Origin of the sequence: Amycolatopsis sp. DSM 110486 (assembly GCF_019468465.1) — a bacterium.
GTDB lineage: Bacteria > Actinomycetota > Actinomycetes > Mycobacteriales > Pseudonocardiaceae > Amycolatopsis.
Genome location: NZ_CP080519.1, coordinates 1,101,821 through 1,119,247, shown reverse-complemented (window position 1 = coordinate 1,119,247; position 17,427 = coordinate 1,101,821). Strand labels below are relative to the sequence as shown.

Here is a 17,427-nt window from a genome sequence, read left to right as displayed (position 1 = left end):
GCGGGGGACCGGGAAAGCGATCAGCAGGGGCCGTTGTCCGACCAGACGCCGTCGGGGCCGCCTGCACCGGGTTCTTCGCCCTGGGTCCACCACTTGGCGGTCCACTTGTGGGCGTTGTGGGAGACGGAGTTGCCGCCGACGTAGACCGAGGCTTTCTGCCACTCGGGCGCGGTGCAGGTGCCCGGCGGGTTGGTGGGCGGGGTCGTCGGCGGGCCGGTCTGGGGCGGCGTCGCGCCGGCGAAGCGGGTGGTGAACTTGGTGAAGTCCCAGTCGTTCTGGGTGACGTTGGAGCACACGGCGTTGTCGGTCGTGGTGGTGCACGGGCGGTCGCGGTTGACGGCCCAGTACGTGAAGCGGCCTAGGTGGTGGCTGGTCGCGTAGTCGTAGACGGTCTGGAAGTCGGCGAGGGTGAAGATCTCCGCGTTGTCGGAGCGGCCGTTCATGCCGGAGAAGCCCTCGTGCGAGTACGCGGTGGCGCTGTCCCAGCCGAGGTGGCTTTCCAGCAGGCCGTGGAAGTTCTCGAGCGCGGACACTTGCGCCGAGGAGCCGTTGAAGCCGCCGTCGAAGGGCATGATCGAGAAGTTGTTGGGTGTGAAGCCGATGGACTTGGCCTGGTCGAGCAGCTGCGTGCCGAACCAGCCCGTGCCGGCCGAGGTGCCGGGCATCGTGACGGACACGAACAGGCCCGGGTTGTCGGCCTGCAGCTTCTTCGCGGCGCCGAGCTCGTTGGCGATCGCCGTGGTGTTCTCGTACTCGGGTTCTTCCAGGTCGAAGTCGATGGCCTTGAGGCCGTACTTCGTCACCACCTGCTGGTAGGCGGCGGCGGTCGCGTCGACGGTGCCGCACGTCTGGCCCAGCTTCGTGCCGCCGTAGCCGCCGACGGACACCGAGACGTCGCCGCCGTTGCCGCGGATGCGGTTCACGACCCCGGCGATCGCGGTGTCCGACGAGACCGCCGACTTGCCGTCCCACGTCGGGCTGCAGCCGCCGCCGTCGGGGGCGAGGATGAAGGCCAGCTGGAACGCCTTCTGCCCGGTCGCGTTCATCACCGTGACCGGGTCGGGCGGGTTGTTGCTCACGGGCATGAGGTACGGCGCCGAGGCGTACCAGTTGTTGCTCAGGGCCGCGGCGGCCGCGGGCTGGGCGTCGGCCGTGGCGGACAGGGTCGCGGCTGTCCCGAGCACGGCGGCGGCGGCGAGCCCGACGGCGGCCAGTCTGCTTCGTTGCATCTGTCCTCCAGCTGACGAGCGGGGTGCGCTACAGCATTGGACTAGACCAATACGAAGTCAACCCGCCACCCGACGATCGGCTGGCCGCTACGGGCGAAATGTCGGTATCGGCCGCCGGTGTTCACCCTGGCGGCCCAACGCACCCGCCCCCGACCGGACGCGGACCAACCGCCCCGCTGGTCCACTGCGGACAGCCCCGTTCCGCCGGGGTGAGCGCCTTGGCCACGCGGGGTGCGATCGAGGTGCTCGCCCGGCCGGAAGACTGCGACGCACGCGCTCGGTCCGGCGAGCAGGTCGCGAACGCCAAGGCGGACTGGGAAAGGCGGAGTGCGTGGCTCGGTTGCGGGCAACGCGAAGCGCGAACTGCCAGCAACTAGGTGAGGCCACGACGGGACACGTCTGGGGCCAGGCGGAGGAGGCGCGAACTAGGTGATAGGCCGGGCCAGGAATGACGTGATCGCGGCGGCGAACTTCGCGGCGCAAAGGGCGGTGAAGTGGTTGCACGGGACTTCGCGGAACTCGGCGCGGGGCATGGTGGCGGCGAGTTGTTCGGCGGAGGTGCGGTGCAGGTCGTCAGCGCCGACGGTGACCAGGGTCGGCGTGGGATGCGTTCCAAGTCGGTGGGGGAAGTCGGGACGTGGGTATCCAGGATGTGGAGCAGGTCCTGAGGATCGCCGCCAAGGGGGGAGGATGACGTGGTGGCCGGTGGAGGCGAGGTGTGCCGCGGGGCCGGAGGCGAGCCACTGGGTGCCGCGTGCCGTGAAGCCGTGGAGGAGGATCAGGGGGCGGCCGGAGCCGATGGAGCGGTAGGTGAGGGCCGCGCCGTCAGAGCCGGGGTAGGGGTAGGGGTGGTCACTCGCCTTCGAGGTCGCCTTCGAGGGTGAGGTAGACGTCGCGCAGTTGGGCCATCAGGTCGGGGTCCGGGTCGGACCAGAGGCCGCGGTCGGCGGCTTCGGTGAGGCGCTCGATGATGCCGCGCAGGGCCCACGGGTTGGCCTGGCGCAGGAAGTCCTGGTTTTCGGCGTCCAGCACGTACGACTCGGACAGCTTTTCGTACATCCAGTCGCCCACGACGCCGGCGGTGGCGTCGAAGCCGAAGAGGTAATCGACCGTGGCGGCGAGTTCGAAGGCGCCCTTGTAGCCGTGGCGGCGCATGGCCGAGAGCCAGCGCGGGTTGACCACGCGGGCGCGGAACACGCGCGCCGTTTCTTCGCCCAGGGTGCGGGTGCGGACGGCGTCCGGGGTGGTGCTGTCGCCGATGTACGACGCGGGCGCGGAGCCCGTCAGCGCGCGAACGGTGGCGATCATGCCGCCGTGGTACTGGAAGTAGTCGTCGGAGTCGGCGATGTCGTGTTCGCGCGTGTCGGTGTTCTTGGCGGCCACGACGATGCGCCGGTAGGACTGCTCCATGTCTTCGCGCGCGGGGCGGCCGTCGAGGTCGCGGCCGTAGGCGAAGCCGCCCCAGACGGCGTAGACCTCGGCCAGGTCCTTGTCGTCGCGCCAGTTGCCGGAGTCCATCAGGGGCAGCAGGCCGGCACCGTAGGCGCCGGGTTTCGAGCCGAAGATGCGGGTGGTCGCGCGGCGAGCATCGCCGTGCGTGGCCAAGTCCGCGGAGACGTGGGCGCGGACGAAGTTCTCCGAAGCAGGCTCGTCCAAAGCTGCCACCAGTCGGACGGCGTCGTCCAGCAAAGTGATCACGTGGGGGAAAGCGTCGCGGAAGAAGCCGCTGATGCGCACCGTGACGTCGATGCGCGGGCGGCCCAGCTCGGCCAGCGGAATGGCCTCCAGGCCGGTGACGCGCCGCGAAGCCTCGTCCCACACCGGCTGCACGCCCAGCAGCGCCAGCACTTCCGCGGCGTCGTCGCCGGAGGTGCGCATCGCCGAGGTGCCCCAGACCGAGAGCCCCACCGACGTCGGCCACGAGCCGGTGTCGTCGCGGTAGCGGCGCAACAGCGAGTCGGCCAGTGCCTGGCCGGTCTCCCACGCCAGGCGGCTCGGGATGGCCTTCGGGTCGACGGTGTAGAAGTTCCGCCCGGTCGGCAGCACGTTCACCAAGCCGCGCAACGGCGAACCACTCGGCCCGGCCGGGATGTAACCGCCGTCGAGAGCGTGCAGCACCGCGGAGATCTCGCCCGAGGTACCCGCCAGCCGGGGGACGATCTCGGAAGCCGCGAACGTCAGCACCCGCGAGACTTCCGCGTCCGCAGTGCCCAGAACTTCGGAGACCACGGCGGGCACGGCCGACGCAGCCCACGAACGCGCTTCCATCGCCACCACCAGCGACCGCGCCGTGGTCTCGATCGCGTCCACTTCGGACAGCGGGGCGTCGGAGTTCTCCTTCAGCCCCAACGCCGAACGCAGCCCCGGCACCGCCCCCTGCTTGCCGCCCCACATCTGCTGGGCCCGCAGCATCGCCAGCACGAGGTTCACGCGCGCCTCGCCGACGGGGGCCTCGCCGAGGATGTGCAGGCCGTCGCGGATCTGCGCGTCCTTCACCTCGCAGAGCCAGCCGTCGATGTGCAGCAGGAAGTCGTCGAACTCCACGTCGTGCGGGCGCTCGGCGACGCCCAGGTCGTGGTCGAGCTTCGCCGCCTGGATGAGCGTCCAGATCTGGGCGCGGATGGCCGGCAGCTTGGCCGGGTCCATCGCGGCGATGTTCGCGTGCTCGTCCATCAGCTGCTCGAGCCGCGCGAGGTCGCCGTAGGACTCGGCGCGCGCCATCGGCGGGATCAGGTGGTCGACGATCGTGGCGTGTGCCCGCCGTTTCGCCTGCGCGCCCTCGCCCGGGTCGTTGATGAGGAACGGGTAGATCAGCGGCAGGTTGCCCAGAACGGCGTCGGGCGCGCAGGACGCCGACAGGCCCGCCGTCTTGCCCGGCAGCCACTCCAGCGAACCGTGTTTGCCCAGGTGCACCACGGCGTGCGCGCCGAACTCCTCCTCCAGCCAGCGGTACGCGGCGAGGTAGTGGTGGCTCGGCGGCAGGTCCGGGTTGTGGTAAATCGCCACGGGGTTCTCGCCGAACCCGCGCGGCGGCTGGATCATGATCACGACGTTGCCCGACTGGAGCGACGCCAGCACGATGTCGCCCTCGGGATTTGCCGATGTGTCGACATACAGAGAGCCCGGCGCGGGACCCCAGTGCTCCTCCATCGCCTCACGCAGCTCTGCGGGCAACTCGGCGAACCACGAGCGGTACCGCGCCGCGGGGACCCGGATCGGGTTGCCCGAGAGCTGTTCCTCCGTCAGCCACTCCGGGTCCTGCCCGCCCGCGGCGATCAGCGCGTGGATCAACGCGTCGCCGTCCGGCTGGTCGGTGCCCGTCGGCTCGACGCCGGGGAACGCGTCGGCGCCCAGGTCGTAACCCTCCGAACGCATGAGCCGCAGCAGCTTGATCGCCGACGCCGGCGTGTCCAGCCCCACGGCGTTGCCCACCCGCGAGTGCTTCGTCGGGTACGCCGAGAGCATCAGCGCGATGCGCCGGGACGCGGGAGGCGTGTGCCGCAGCCGCGCGTGCGCCAGGGCGATCCCGGCCACCCGCGAAGCGCGCTCGGCGTCGGCGACATAGCGCGGCAGGCCGTCTTCGTCGAACTCCTTGAACGAGAACGGCACCGTGATCAGCCGGCCGTCGAACTCCGGCACGGCCATCTGGTTGCCGGCGTCCAGCGGCGACAGGCCCTCGTCGCTCGCCGACCACGTCGCGCGGTCGCTGGTGAGGCACAGCGCCTGCAGGATCGGGATGTCGAGCCCCGCCATCTCCGCGACGTCCCACGCCTCGTCGTCGCCACCCGCGCCGGCCTCCGAGGGCCGCGTGCCGCCCGCCGCCAGCACTGTGACCAGCAGCGCGTCGGCCCGACCCAGTTCGGCCATCATCTCCGGCTCGCGGTTGCGCAGCGACGCGCAGTGGATCGGCAGCGCGCGCCCGCCCGCGGCCTCGATCGCGTCGGCCAGCGCGTGGACGAACCCGGTGTTCCCGGACAGGTGGTGCGCGCGGTAGTAGAGGATCCCGACGACCGGACCGTCCGCCGGGCCCGAAGAAGCGCGCTCCAGCACCCCCCACGACGGCAGCTGCGCGGGCGGCTCGAAACCGTCGCCGGTCAGCAGCAGCGTGTCGGACAGGAACCGGTGCAGCTGCGTGAGGTTCTCCGGCCCGCCCTGCGCGAGGTAGGCGTGCGCCTCGGCCGCGATGCCCGCCGGCACGGTGGAGAGCTTCATCAGCTCCGCGTCCGGCGTCTGCTCACCGCCCAGCACCACCACGTGCGAGCCCGACGCGCGCAGCGTGTCGAGGCCCTCCTGCCACGACCGCGGCGTGCCCAGGATCCGGACCACGACGATCGGCGCGCCGTCCAGCAGCCCCGGCAGGTCCGCGACGTCGAGCCGGGCGGGGTTCGCGAGCCGAAACTCGCCCTCGCTGGCCCGGGCGCTGAGCAGATCGGTGTCCGAAGTGGACAGCAACAGGATCACGGCGTTCCTCACTCGGGGTGTCCGCGCCCCGGGTCGTCGGTCGCGCCGGCGGGAGTTCCTGGCTCCCCGGATCACTCCGGGTCACAGTGGCGGGACCGTCCCGGACTCTCACCGGGTTCCTCCACCTGCCGACGCGTGGTTCGCCACTCACTCTCACGGGCGTGCGAGCCCGCGTCAAGGTGACGTCTCAGACCACGCGCACGGCCACGATCGGCCGCTCGGCCACGGGGTGGGACCGCTGGGCCGTGACGCTCCACGCGTAACCCGCGAACCCGCCCGTATCCGGCGACGCGTGTACGACCAGGTGCCCGTAACCGGCGCCCTGACCCGCGGGGGAGCGGCTGTCGGGGAAGTCCGGCGATGTGCCGTGCGGGTCGGCGGTGCAATCGGCCACGGGCACGACGTACGACTTGGCCTCGTCCACGACGGGCGTGCCCCGCACCAGCGCGATGTGCCCGGTGTTCGTCGGCCGGCGGTGCCCGTAGTCGATCACCACGAGATCACCGGGACGCAGGTCGGCGACGGTGTCCACGCGTGCGAAGTGCGGCACTTGCCGCTGTTCGAAGACCCACCGGTACGTGCGTGAAGGCGGGCTCACCGAGCGGAAATGGGTGGTGAAGAACTCGTCGTCGGCCCAGTCGTAGACGTGCTTGAGCAGCTGGGTCTGGAACGAGGCGCACTGCGTGTGGTTGCGCTGTGGCCGCGTCCAGCTCACGACGTCGGGCTCGCCGGAGGCCTTGTAGCGGTTGGCCTCCGGCGAGAGGTGGTCGATGAAGTCCTCGGCGGCGTGCAGATGGGCGGTCACCCCATCCGTTCTACGCCGACCGGTCGCCGATCCGCGGGAACGGCTCGGTGGAGAAGAGCACCTCCACGGCCACCTCGAAGAACTCCGCGATCCGCAGGGCCAGGTAGAGGCTCGGGCTGTACTCGCCGCGTTCCAGGTACCCGATCGTCTGGTAGTGCACGCCGAGCGCGTCGGCCAGCTGCCGGCGCGAGATCCCGCGCTCGGCGCGCAGCACCGCGATGCGGTTGTAGACGTTCTCGCTCACCGCGGATCACACACGCTGCAGTGCCCTCTCCCGTCGTTCGGCCACCGACGACCCGGATTCCCGCCGCGCCATGCGCCGAAGCAGTACCGGGGCCAGCGCCAATCCGATCACGGCCCACACGACCAGCACGCCGAGGGTCCACCAGGGCCGCCACGACTGCCCGATCTCCACCACCACGGCCGAGTCCGGCAGCAGCGCCGAGCGCATGCCGAGGCCGAGCCAGTACATCGGGAACACCTGGGCGATGCCCTGCACCCAGACCGGCAGGGCCGTGATCGGGTAGAAGATGCCGGAGATCGCGGTCAGGCCCGTGACCGGCAGCATGACCAGGGCCATCGCCCGAGGGTCGCGGATGAGGGAGCCGATCGCGGCGCCCAGTGGCAGCGTGGCCAGCAGCCCGAGCACCAGGACCCAGAGCAGGTTGAGCCACGACCACACGCCGTCCGCGGCCAGCCCGGAGAACAGGAACAGGCACGGCACCAGCACCACGACCAGGCCGGCCACCTGCATGAGCGAGAGCGACACGATCTTGCCGAGCAGGTAGCCGAGCATGCCGTTGGGCGTGGCCTTGGCGCGCAGCAGCGTGCCGTCCTCGCGGTCGATCACGAGCTGGCCGGCCGCGCCCGAAAGGCCGTTGAACACGATCCCGGCGCCGAGCACGCTCGGCACGGTCGCGGTGCCCAGTGAGAACGACGTGCCGGGCAGGTGCGCGTTGCGCATGAAGAACAGCGTGGTCAGGATCAGGACCAGCCAGACCACCTGGCCGAGCACGTCGTCTCGGTTGGTCCACTGCTGGCGGAACTCGGTCAGCCCGCGGCGCAACCCACTGCGCAGGGCCCTTCGCTTCGCGGCCGCGGCGAACGCCATCGGCGTGGTCATCGCAGTCATCACACACCCGCTTCCACGAGTCCGGCCTCGGCGCGGTGCACCAGGGTCATGTAGGTGTCCTCGAGGGACGCGCGGCGGACCTCCAGGTCGGCCACGGCTTCGCCGTGCTGCTTGAAGAGTTCGAACACGTACTTCGTGGCCTCCGTGGTGGAGTGCACGAAGTGCTGCCCGTCGACGGACCAGCGCACCTCGGCCTCGCCGGAGATCCGGCGGCTGAGCTCGTCGGCGGAACCGTCGGCGACGATCCGGCCGCCGTTGAGGATGAGGATCCGGTCGGCCAGCTTCTCGGCCTCGTCGAGGTCGTGGGTGGTGAGCAGGATCGTGGTGTCCTCGTCGTCGGTCAGCCGGTGCACGAGGTCGTGGAACTCGCGCCGTGCCTCGGGGTCGAAGCCCGCCGTCGGTTCGTCGAGGAAGAGCAGCTCGGGCCGGCCGACGATGCCGATCGCGACGTCGAGGCGGCGCCGCTGCCCGCCGGAGAGCTGCCGGATCTTCTTGTCCGCGTGCGGGGTGAGCCCGACGGCGTCGATCAGCTCGCGGGTGTCCCACGGGCGGCGGATCGTGTCGGTCGAGTACGGCGCGTAGTACTCGCCGAGGTGCGCCAGCAGCTCGCGCACGCGCCATTTCCCGTGGTCACGCCAGGACTGGAGCACGACCCCCAGCCGTGCCCGCCAGTCCTCACCGCCGCGCGCGGGATCGGTGCCGAGTACCTCGACGTCGCCCGCCGAGCGCATCCGGAAACCCTCGAGGATCTCGATCGTGGTCGTCTTGCCGGCGCCGTTGGGCCCGAGCAGGCAGAGCACTTCGCCGCGGTAGGCCTTGAAGTCGACGCCGTGGAGTACGTCGTTGGTGCCGTATCTCATGCGCAGGTCCTCGACCCGCAGCACGACTTCCTCTGGATTCCTCAAACCGAATCCACCCCCATCGTTTGTGTGCGACGAAATGTAGCACACCTACTACATACGATCGCAAGTCTGCTTAATCCGCAGCCAGCTACAGTGAGCGGCATGTCCAGCCCTGCCCGCGTACGCGCCGACGCCTGCCCCGGGGTCTTCGCCACGCACGACGCGGCGGACGGACCGCTCGCCCGCGTGCGCCTGCCCGGTGGGGTCGTCTCCGCGGAGCGGTTGCGGGTGCTGGCTTCCTGCGCCGAAGACCTCGGTGACGGCGACGTGCACCTCACCTCGCGGGGCAACGTCCAGCTGCGTGGGGTGGCACGGCCCGGTCTCGCGTCGAGGCTCATGGCTGCCGGGTTGTTGCCTTCGCCGACGCACGAGCGGGTGCGCAACGTGCTGGCCTCGCCGTTGAGCGGGGTGCACGGCGGGACCGCCGACGTCCGCGGGCTGGCGGGGGAGCTGGACGTGGCCTTGTGCGCCGAGCCGGAGCTGGCCGAGCTGCCGGGGCGGTTCCTGTTCGCGTTCGACGACGGCCGGGGTGACGTCGCGGGCGAAGGCGCCGATGTGTGCTGGCGCGCGGTGACGTCCGACGCGGGCACGGTGCTGCTCGCTGGCGTGGACACCGGCTGGCCCGTGCCGCGTGACGAAGCTGTGGCCGCGTTGCTGGCTGTCGCGCGTGAGTTCGCCGCACAGCGGGAGACGGCTTGGCGGATCGCGGAGCTCCCTGATCCCACCGTGCTGCTGCCCCGGGGATCGGAGGCGGAGCCGGTGGAGCGCCCGGTGCGCGTGGACCCGACCGTCGGGCCGCTCGGCGACCACGGCGTCGGTGTCGCGCCCCGGTTCGGGCAGCTCACGGCCGCGCAGCTGCGGATTCTCGCCGACCTCGCCGACCTCGCCGTCGTCACACCGTGGCGGTCGATCGTGCTGCCGGACGCCGCACCGGACGCGGCCGCGCGCCTGCACGCGGCCGGTCTGAGCACCGACCCCGCCGCGCTGGAGATCACCGCCTGCATCGGCCGCCCCGGCTGCGCGAAGTCGCTGGCCGACGTGCGCGCCGACGCCGCGCGCCTGGTCCCGGCCGGGGTCCGCGCCCACGTGGCGGGCTGTGCACGGCGCTGCGGGCGGCCGTCGGGCCCCCACCTCGACGTGGTCGCCGAAGCCGGCGGCTACCGTGTCGGCGGACGCCTGCTGGCGGCGTCCCGCCTGGCGGACTCCTTGGTGAGGAAGGAAAACCCGTGATCGACTACCTGGCCGACGGTGCCGAGATCTACCGGCACTCGTTCGCCACGATCCGCGAGGAGGCGGACCTGGCGATTCTGCCGGACGACGTCGCCGGCGTCGCGGTGCGGATGATCCACTCCTGCGGCATGGTCGACCTGGTCGACGACCTGCGCTACTCCCTTGACGTCGTGGAGGCCGGCCGGGCGGCGCTCGAGGCGGGCGCGCCGGTGCTGTGCGACGCGAAGATGATCGCCAGCGGCATCACGCGCAAGCGGCTGCCCGCGGCCAACGACATCGTCTGCACCCTCGACGACCCGAGCGTGCCGGGGCTGGCCGAGCGGATGGGCACGACGCGGTCGGCCGCGGCGCTGGAGCTGTGGCGCGACCGGCTGCCGGGTTCGGTGGTGGCGATCGGCAACGCGCCGACGGCGTTGTTCCGCCTGCTGGAGCTGCTCGAGGAAGGCGTCGGGGCGCCGGCCGCGATCATCGGCGTGCCGGTGGGTTTCGTCGGCGCGGCCGAGTCCAAAGTGGAACTGGCGAAGCGGGCTCCGGCGCCGTACCTCGTGGTGCAGGGGCGCCGGGGTGGCAGCGCGATGGCCGTGGCGGCCGTCAACGCGATCGCGAGCGTGGTCGAATGACCGGCCGGCTCTACGGCGTCGGGCTCGGCCCCGGCGACCCGGAACTGATGACGGTGAAGGCCGCGCGGCTGATCGGCGAGGCCGACGTGATCGCCTACCACAGCGCGCGCCACGGCCGCAGCATCGCGCGTTCGGTGGCCGCGCCGTACCTGCGCGAGGGCCAGCTGGAGGAGCCGCTGGTCTACCCGGTCACCACGGAGACCACCGACCACCCCGGCGGCTACGAGGGCGCGATCGCCGATTTCTACGAGCTGAGCGCGAAAAAGCTGGCCGAGCACCTCGACGCCGGACGCGACGTGGTCGTGCTGTGCGAGGGCGACCCGTTCTTCTACGGCTCCTACATGTACATGCACGAGCGCCTCGCCGGTCGCTTCGAGGCCGAGGTCGTGCCGGGCGTGACGTCGGTGAGCGCGGCGTCGTCGGTGCTCAGCCGTCCGCTGGTGCAGCGCGACGAGGTGCTCACGGTCCTGCCGGGCACGTTGCCGGCGCCCGAGCTGGCGCGCCGGCTGGCCGACACGCAGGCCGCGGCCGTGCTGAAGCTGGGGCGCACCTTCGGTGCCGTCCGCGAGGCGTTCGCGGAGGCGGGCAAGCTGGACGACGCGTGGTACGTCGAGCGCGCCACGTGGGGTGAGCAGCGGATCGAGCCGCTCGCCGACGTCGATCCGTCGACGGTGCCGTACTTCTCGCTGGCGTTGCTGCCGAGCCCGGCGTATGCGTCCCGGGTGGACGGTGAGCCGGCGGTGGTTCCTCCGGCGGCGAAGCCGGTTTCCGGCACCGGCGAGGTCGTGGTCGTCGGCCTCGGCCCGGCGGGTCCGGAGTGGCTGACGCCCGAAGCGTCGGCCGAGCTGGCCGCGGCGGAGCACATCGTGGGCTACGGCCCGTACGTCGCCCGCGTGCCCCAGCGCGCCGGCCAGGAGCGGCACGCGTCGGGCAACCGCGTCGAGGCCGACCGTGCGGTGGAAGCGCTGGAGCTGGCGGATTCCGGGGCGAGGGTTGCCGTGGTTTCCTCAGGCGACCCGGGCGTGTTCGCCATGGCCTCCGCCGTGCTGGAACAGGTCGCCGCCGGTCGAGGCGCCGGCGTGCGCGTGCGCATCGTCCCGGGGGTGACGGCCGCGCAGGCCGCCGCTTCCCGCGTCGGCGCGCCGCTGGGTCACGACTACTGCGTGCTGTCCCTTTCGGACCGCCTCAAGCCGTGGGACGTCATCGAACGCCGCCTCGACGCTGCGGGCGCGGCCGATCTGGTGCTGGCGCTGTACAACCCGGCTTCACGCACTCGCACGACCCAGCTGGCCACCACGCGGGAAGTCCTGCTGCGCCACCGCGAACCGGCCACCCCGGTCGTCGTGGCGCGTGACGTGGGCGGGCCGGAGGAGCGGATCACGGTGACCACGCTGGGCGAGCTGGATCCGTCCACTGTGGACATGCGGTGCCTGCTCATCGTGGGCTCGTCGAAAACGGTGGCGCAGGAGGGCCCGGACGGCACGACGGTCGTCTGGACCCCGCGCACCTACGCGTGAGGTTGCAGCTGTTCGACGGCGGCGCGCACGGCTTCTTCGTCCTGCGCGCTCTGCGCACCCGACGCACCGATGGCGCCGACGACCACGTCGCCGTCGGTGACGAGGATGCCGCCGGCGCGCGCGACGAAGTCGCCGCCGTAGACGTGCTGGAGGGGGCCGACGACCTCGCCGGGCAGGGTGACTTCGCCGGAGGGCTTGAGCATGCGCAGCGCGGTGCGGGCCTTGGCAACGGCGACGCGGCTGGTCACGGGCGTGCCACCGTCGGCGCGCTTCAGCGCGATCACCTCACCGGTGACGTCGAGGACGGCGACCGCCAGCGGCGCGAACCCTCGCTCGGCGGCGACGGCGTGCGCCGTGTTCACCAGCTGGTCCGCTTCGGCCAACGTCAACCCGGGCAGGCGGGGAGTATCAGACACGCTTCGAACCTAGCCGCGATCGGCTCCGGCCGTCCACTGGCCCGCCCTCAGTCGCGCAGGTAGTACCCGGGGGTGTGCCCGAGCGACCGGCGGAACACGTCGATGAACGCGCTCGCCGTCGCGAAGCCGCATTCGCGCGCGACGGTCGTCACGGGCGTGTCCTCGGCGAGCAGCCGCAGCGCGTGGTAGAGCCGCAGCTGGGTGCGCCACTGCGGGAACGTCATGCCCGTGTCCTGCCGGAACAGCCGCGTCAACGTGCGCCCGCTCGCCCCGGCCTCGCGGCCCAGCGCGTCGAGTCCGCGCGAGTCCGACGGGTCGGCCTCCAGCAGCCGGCAGACCGCGGCCAGGCGCGGATCCCGGGCTTCCGGCACGCGTACCGGCCGCTCCTCGGCGGCGGCGAGCTGATCCAGCAGCACCGCGCGCATCCGCCGCCCGGCCGGGCTGTCGCGATCGTCGGCGAGCACGGTGTAGGCGACGAGGAGTTCCCGCAGCAACGGGGAGACCGCCAGCGCGGTCGGCTCGACCAGGCCCAGCGGGTTGAACGCGCGGGCGAGGCCGACCAAGTGGATCCGCGTGACGCCGTACGCGCGGTGGGCGTGCACGGTGCCCGCCGGGACCCACAGCGCGCGGTGGGCCGGCGTGATCCACCGCGAGGTTTCCGTGTGTACCGCGAGCACGCCGCGGCTCGCGTAGACGACCTGGTTCTCGTCGTGCCAGTGCGCCGCGACCGGCTCGGCGGTCTCCAGCTCGCGGCTCGAGGTGGGCGCCGCGGGCAGATGGCGAGAAATCGACATAGGTCGGCAGAATAGCGGAATCGGGAACCCCTGGTCCGGCGCAACGATCTCCGCATGACTTCAGCGAACTCCCGGTGGCCGATGGTGATGCTCGTCGTCGGCCACGCGGTCGACGACCTCTACCAGGGCGCCGTGCCGGCCCTCGTCCCGTTCCTCGTGGCCGAGCGCTCCTACGGTTACCTCGCCGCGGCCGGCATCACGCTGGCCGCGACGCTGCTGTCGTCGGTGGTGCAGCCGCTGTTCGGCGTGCTGACCGACCGGCGGGCGCTGCCCTGGCTCGTCCCGGCCGGCATGACGGTCGCCGGTGCCGGCATCGGGTTGTCCGGTCTCGGGAACTCGTACGCGCTCACGTGGCTGGCCATCGCGTTGTCCGGGCTCGGCGTCGCCGCCTACCACCCCGAATCGGCGCGGCTGGCCCGCCGGGTCGCGCGGCGCGGGCACGTCGGCATGAGCTGGTTCTCCTTGGGCGGCAACGTCGGTTTCGCGCTCGGCCCGATCCTCGTCACGCCCGTGCTGCACCTCGGCGGGCTCGGCGCGACCCCGCTGCTGGCGGTCCCGGCGCTCGCCGCGGGCCTGCTCACCGTCGCCGTGCTGCGGAAGCTGCAGGCTCCCGGCGCCGCCGCGAACCAGGCCGCCGCGGCCGGCCGCGACGACTGGCGCCAGTTCGCCCGGCTGACGATCGTGGTCGTCGCGCGCTCGATGGTGACGTTCGGGCTGAGCACGTTCCTCGCGATCTGGGTCGCGCAACGGGTCGGCGGTGGTCCGACGGCGGGTGAGGCGGCGCTGGTCGTGCTGTTCGGTGCCGGCGCCGCGAGCACCCTGCTCGGCGGAGTGCTGGCCGAGCGCTGGGGCCGGATCCGCACCCTGCGCGTGGCGTACCTCGTCGCGATTCCCGCCGTCGCCGGCGTCGCGCTCGTGCCCGGACCCGCGGTGTACGCGCTGGTGGCGCTGACCGCCGTGGCCACCTACGTCCCGTTCTCCCTGCACGTCACGCTCGGCCAGGACTACCTGCCCCACCGCCACGGCACGGCCAGCGGCGTCACGCTCGGCCTGGCGGTGAGCGTCGGCGGGCTGGCCGCGCCCGCGGTCGGCGTGCTCGCGAACGCGGCGGGCCTGCAGTGGGCGCTGCTGTCGCTGGCCGTGCTGCCGGTGCTCGCCGCGGTCGCGGCCCGCGGGCTGACCGAACCGCACCACGAGGACCGTCCACAGGAGACGGTCAAGGCGTGAGGGTCAGCGCGTCGGGTCCTTCCCGTTCGGCTGTGCCGGCCCCGGACCCGGAGACCACCAGCCCCACACCGTCTTCCGGCCGTGCTGCACCGTGGGCGCGATGCCTTCGCTGAACGGTTCCACCTGCAGCAGCTGGCCCCACGACTGGCTCGGCTGGCCGATCAGGTAGCTGGGCACCTCGGGTTCCTTCGCCACCTCCTCGAGCCAGCCGATCGGCCCGCCGTTGGTGGCCGACGCCCATTCCGCCTCGTCGGCCAGTGCGCCGGCCGTGATGCGGTAGTCGGGGACCTGCGAGATGCCGTCGCGGGAGGTCACGGGGTTCGCACACGGGTAGACGAACGACGCGGGCCAGTCGATGTACACGGACTTGCCCACGAGCTTGTCCGTCAGTGTGGTGAAGGTCGGCACGCGCGGGGCGGACGCGGCGATCCAGCCGTCCTCGGTGAGGTCGTTGTCGACGATGTCCACGCGCACCGACGTGGTCTGCGGCGGCAGGTCACGCAGGTTGATGCGGGTGTCGTTCCAGCCGCCGGTGCCGGCGCCCGGCGGGAGGGCGAACTGGCTGCGCAGCACCTTGACGCCGTCGGGCGTCACCACGCCGTAGTCGAGGCTCACCGACGCGGGACGCCGCGGCTGGCCTGCCGTCGCGATCACGATCTGGCCGTCGGCGGGTTTGTCGGCCAGCGCGTACCACTCGCTGCGCAGCCGGCCCGTGCGGTTCTGCTCGAAGTAGCTGCTCCACATCGGCACGGTGTCGGGCGTGAAGCCGTGCGGGGGCTCGGAAAGCGGGTCGTCCTCTTCGGTGGGACGCGTGTGGAAGCCGGTCTGGACCTGGCCGTTGCCCTGGTCCGGGTTCGGCAGCGGCGACTCTTCCTGTTTCGCCGGCACGGTCCGCTGCTCGGGCTGCGGGTGCAGGACACTCTTCGCGGCGTCGGTCTCCACCATCACGTGGTCGGACAGGTTGCAGCTCTTGCCGAACAGGTGCCCGAAGTCGGCGGCGCCCAGGCTGTAGCTGCCGCGCTGGATGTAGATCGCCGCTGCCATCGTGTAGAACTCGCCGGACGCGACCAAGCCGCACACGACCACGAGCGACAGCGAGCCCAGCCGCAGCGACCGGCCGCGTTTTTCCTGCGGCGCGGGCGCGCCCGGGCGGTGGGCGCGGATGTTCTCCACGAACGCGTAGATCCCCGCGATCGCCGCGGCCACCAGCAGGATCGTCGACAGCGGGATCCCGGCGATCGACGGCGCGAGCCCGGTCCACGGCACGCCCAGGCGCGAGACGAACCAGTACGTGTTGGGTCCCGTCGCGGCGAGCGCGCCCACCACGAGCAGCCCCGCGAGGAACGTTGCCCGGTTGCGGTTCGAGCGCAGCACGGTGGAACTCGTCGCCAACGCGGTCAACGCGGCCATCGACGCCCCGACAGCCGCGAACGCGCCGAAGTGGTGCGTCCATTTCGTCGGCGTGAGGGCCAGCAGCAGGAAGAACAACGCGGTGGTGCCGATCAGCCGCCGGCTCGGCCCGAGTGCCGCGCCCGGGATCCGGCCGCGCCGCAGCAGCACGACCAGGCACGTCACCGTGCACAGGACCACCAGCAGCACCGGGAACCGGCGTGGCGCGGACCCGTCGGGCAGGTTCTCGAACAGCAGCTGGTAGCGCGCGAGCTCCTGGAACCACGACAGGTTCGGCCCCACCTGCGTGCGGATGCGCGTGGCCTCCTGCACGGTCGCGAACGTCTGGTCCGCGAACACCACCACGAGCACGAGCAGCCCCGACGCGGCGATCGGCGCGAGGATCGGGAGCCAGCCACCGGCCGCGCGCTGGCGCACGAGCTTGAACAACGGCCGCGCGGCCACCAGGAACGGCGCCACCGCGATCAGCCCCGTCGGCGTCGCGGCGAGCGTGAACGCGGCCGCGGTGAGGCCGAGGCACAGCGGCAGCAGGCGGCGCGTCACCAACGCGCGTTCCACGGCGCAGATCGCGAGCAGCGAACCCAGCGCGGCCACGGGTTCCGGCCGCACGCCGTTGTTGTAGGGCATCCACCAGACGAGGAACACGGCCGCCGCGGCCCAGCCGGCCGCGCGGCTGCCGCGCACCTGCGTGCCCAGCCGGGGCATCACTTCGCGGCTGATGAGCAGCCAGCTGATCACGCCCACCAGGTACGAGGGCAGCCGGATCCACGGCGGCACCGTGCTGACGTGCGTCATCAGCTCGTAGAGGTGGTAGAACCAGCCGAACGGCGCCTCAGCGACGCCGAACCAGCGGTGGTAGTTGGTCAGGAAGCCCGTGGACTCCGTGACTCTGGCCATCGTGAGGATGTAGCCGTCGTCCGAGGTCACCGGTCCGATGAACACCCACGCGCCGAGCGCGAGGATCACCGTCGCGTCGCGGCCGGTCAGGCGCCACCAGCCCACGGGAGCCCACCGCGGCGCGCGACGGGCGAACCCGGAGTCCATGCGCCACACCACGATCAGGCAGGCGATGAACGCGAGCACGCCGAGGATGCCGACGCCGATCTTCAACGCCGTCGGCGAAGTCTGGTAGCGGGTGTCCGGCACGACCGTCACGTGCAGGCCCGAGATCGGGTCCTTCGCGGAGCTGATCGAGGAGTAGATGCCGACCACGCGCGGGCGGACGTCGCCGGTCGTGTGGAACACCGTCGTGCCCGCGACGGCGAGCGTCATCTGCGTGGCGTCCGACTTCAGCGTCACCGTGCAGCCGGCCGGTGGCAGTGGCTGCTGCGCGATCTGCTGGCCCTGGCTGGACGCGAGCAGCACGCCGTTGTCCACGCGCAGCTGCAATCCGACGCCGTTGCCGGCGCGCGGGTCGGTGCGCCCGTCCGGCACCGTCGCGAACAGCAGCGCGGGACCGTTCGTGCGCGCGTCGAGCGACTTGACCGTGGCGCACGGGATCTCGGCCTCGAGGTCCTGGGCCCAGTACCCGGTCAAGGGCGCGTTGACGGACCGGGTGTCGGAGCCGGTGGGCCAGCCGACCTGCGCGGTGTCCTGCACGACGGGCAGGAACGGATAAGCCAGGGCGCACAGCGCCGAAAGCAACCCCAGCGCTACGGCAATCGGACGCATCCGGGAAAGCTAT

General features: G+C 72.0%; 13 protein-coding genes and 1 riboswitch. Of the genes, 4 read left to right on the top strand and 9 right to left on the bottom strand.

The window, feature by feature from the left end:
• Positions 1 to 20 precede the first annotated feature (20 nt).
• The 6 genes from K1T34_RS05355 to K1T34_RS05330 all read right to left on the bottom strand — a co-directional run bounded on the left by K1T34_RS05355 (position 21) and on the right by K1T34_RS05330 (position 8,487).
• The gene (locus K1T34_RS05355; protein WP_220243181.1) at positions 21 to 1,229 is read right to left on the bottom strand and encodes a chitinase; all 1,209 of its coding nucleotides are present in this window, start codon (positions 1,227 to 1,229) and stop codon (positions 21 to 23) included.
• An 852-nt stretch (positions 1,230 to 2,081) separates the two neighbouring features.
• Positions 2,082 to 5,690: a cobaltochelatase subunit CobN gene (cobN, locus tag K1T34_RS05350; protein ID WP_220243180.1), complete on the bottom strand. Its 3,609-nt coding sequence runs from the start codon at positions 5,688 to 5,690 to the stop codon at positions 2,082 to 2,084.
• A gap of 52 nt (positions 5,691 to 5,742) precedes the next feature.
• Positions 5,743 to 5,812, bottom strand: a riboswitch (cobalamin riboswitch).
• Positions 5,813 to 5,877: 65 nt separating this feature from the next.
• Entirely contained in the window at positions 5,878 to 6,495 is a 618-nt protein-coding gene (locus K1T34_RS05345; RefSeq protein ID WP_220243179.1) for a hypothetical protein, read from the bottom strand.
• Positions 6,496 to 6,505: 10 nt separating this feature from the next.
• Complete coding sequence (locus tag K1T34_RS05340; protein WP_220243178.1) at positions 6,506 to 6,739, bottom strand: helix-turn-helix transcriptional regulator; 234 nt, start codon at positions 6,737 to 6,739, stop codon at positions 6,506 to 6,508.
• Between the two features lie 6 nt (positions 6,740 to 6,745).
• A complete protein-coding gene (locus K1T34_RS05335) occupies positions 6,746 to 7,618 on the bottom strand; it encodes an ABC transporter permease (protein ID WP_370643631.1) in 873 nt (290 codons plus the stop codon).
• Positions 7,619 to 7,626: 8 nt separating this feature from the next.
• Complete coding sequence (locus tag K1T34_RS05330; RefSeq protein ID WP_220247011.1) at positions 7,627 to 8,487, bottom strand: ABC transporter ATP-binding protein; 861 nt, start codon at positions 8,485 to 8,487, stop codon at positions 7,627 to 7,629.
• A 144-nt stretch (positions 8,488 to 8,631) separates the two neighbouring features.
• On the opposite strand from K1T34_RS05330, the gene K1T34_RS05325 reads away from it, so the two are divergent.
• Genes K1T34_RS05325 through K1T34_RS05315 form a run of 3 tightly spaced genes read left to right on the top strand, consistent with a single transcriptional unit; the run spans position 8,632 to position 11,896 of the window.
• Positions 8,632 to 9,759: a precorrin-3B synthase gene (locus tag K1T34_RS05325; RefSeq protein WP_220243176.1), complete on the top strand. Its 1,128-nt coding sequence runs from the start codon at positions 8,632 to 8,634 to the stop codon at positions 9,757 to 9,759.
• A complete protein-coding gene (locus K1T34_RS05320; RefSeq protein WP_220243175.1) occupies positions 9,756 to 10,379 on the top strand; it encodes a precorrin-8X methylmutase in 624 nt (207 codons plus the stop codon). The genes K1T34_RS05325 and K1T34_RS05320 overlap by 4 nt, the downstream gene beginning before the upstream one ends.
• The gene (locus K1T34_RS05315) at positions 10,376 to 11,896 is read left to right on the top strand and encodes a precorrin-2 C(20)-methyltransferase (protein WP_220243174.1); all 1,521 of its coding nucleotides are present in this window, start codon (positions 10,376 to 10,378) and stop codon (positions 11,894 to 11,896) included. The genes K1T34_RS05320 and K1T34_RS05315 overlap by 4 nt, the downstream gene beginning before the upstream one ends.
• Here K1T34_RS05315 and K1T34_RS05310 read toward each other — a convergent pair.
• Together K1T34_RS05310 and K1T34_RS05305 are read right to left on the bottom strand one after the other, a co-directional pair.
• Positions 11,887 to 12,312, bottom strand: coding sequence for a heme-binding protein (locus tag K1T34_RS05310; RefSeq protein ID WP_255638328.1), 426 nt, complete (start codon positions 12,310 to 12,312; stop codon positions 11,887 to 11,889). The genes K1T34_RS05315 and K1T34_RS05310 overlap by 10 nt on opposite strands.
• A 47-nt stretch (positions 12,313 to 12,359) precedes the next feature.
• Complete coding sequence (locus K1T34_RS05305; RefSeq protein ID WP_220243173.1) at positions 12,360 to 13,106, bottom strand: helix-turn-helix transcriptional regulator; 747 nt, start codon at positions 13,104 to 13,106, stop codon at positions 12,360 to 12,362.
• Between the two features lie 54 nt (positions 13,107 to 13,160).
• Between K1T34_RS05305 and K1T34_RS05300 the strand changes: the two genes are divergently transcribed.
• Positions 13,161 to 14,333, top strand: a complete 1,173-nt coding sequence (locus K1T34_RS05300; protein ID WP_255638327.1) for an MFS transporter — start codon at positions 13,161 to 13,163, stop codon at positions 14,331 to 14,333.
• Between the two features lie 3 nt (positions 14,334 to 14,336).
• Here K1T34_RS05300 and K1T34_RS05295 read toward each other — a convergent pair whose 3' ends face one another.
• The gene (locus tag K1T34_RS05295; protein ID WP_220243172.1) at positions 14,337 to 17,414 is read right to left on the bottom strand and encodes an arabinosyltransferase domain-containing protein; all 3,078 of its coding nucleotides are present in this window, start codon (positions 17,412 to 17,414) and stop codon (positions 14,337 to 14,339) included.
• Positions 17,415 to 17,427: the final 13 nt, after the last annotated feature.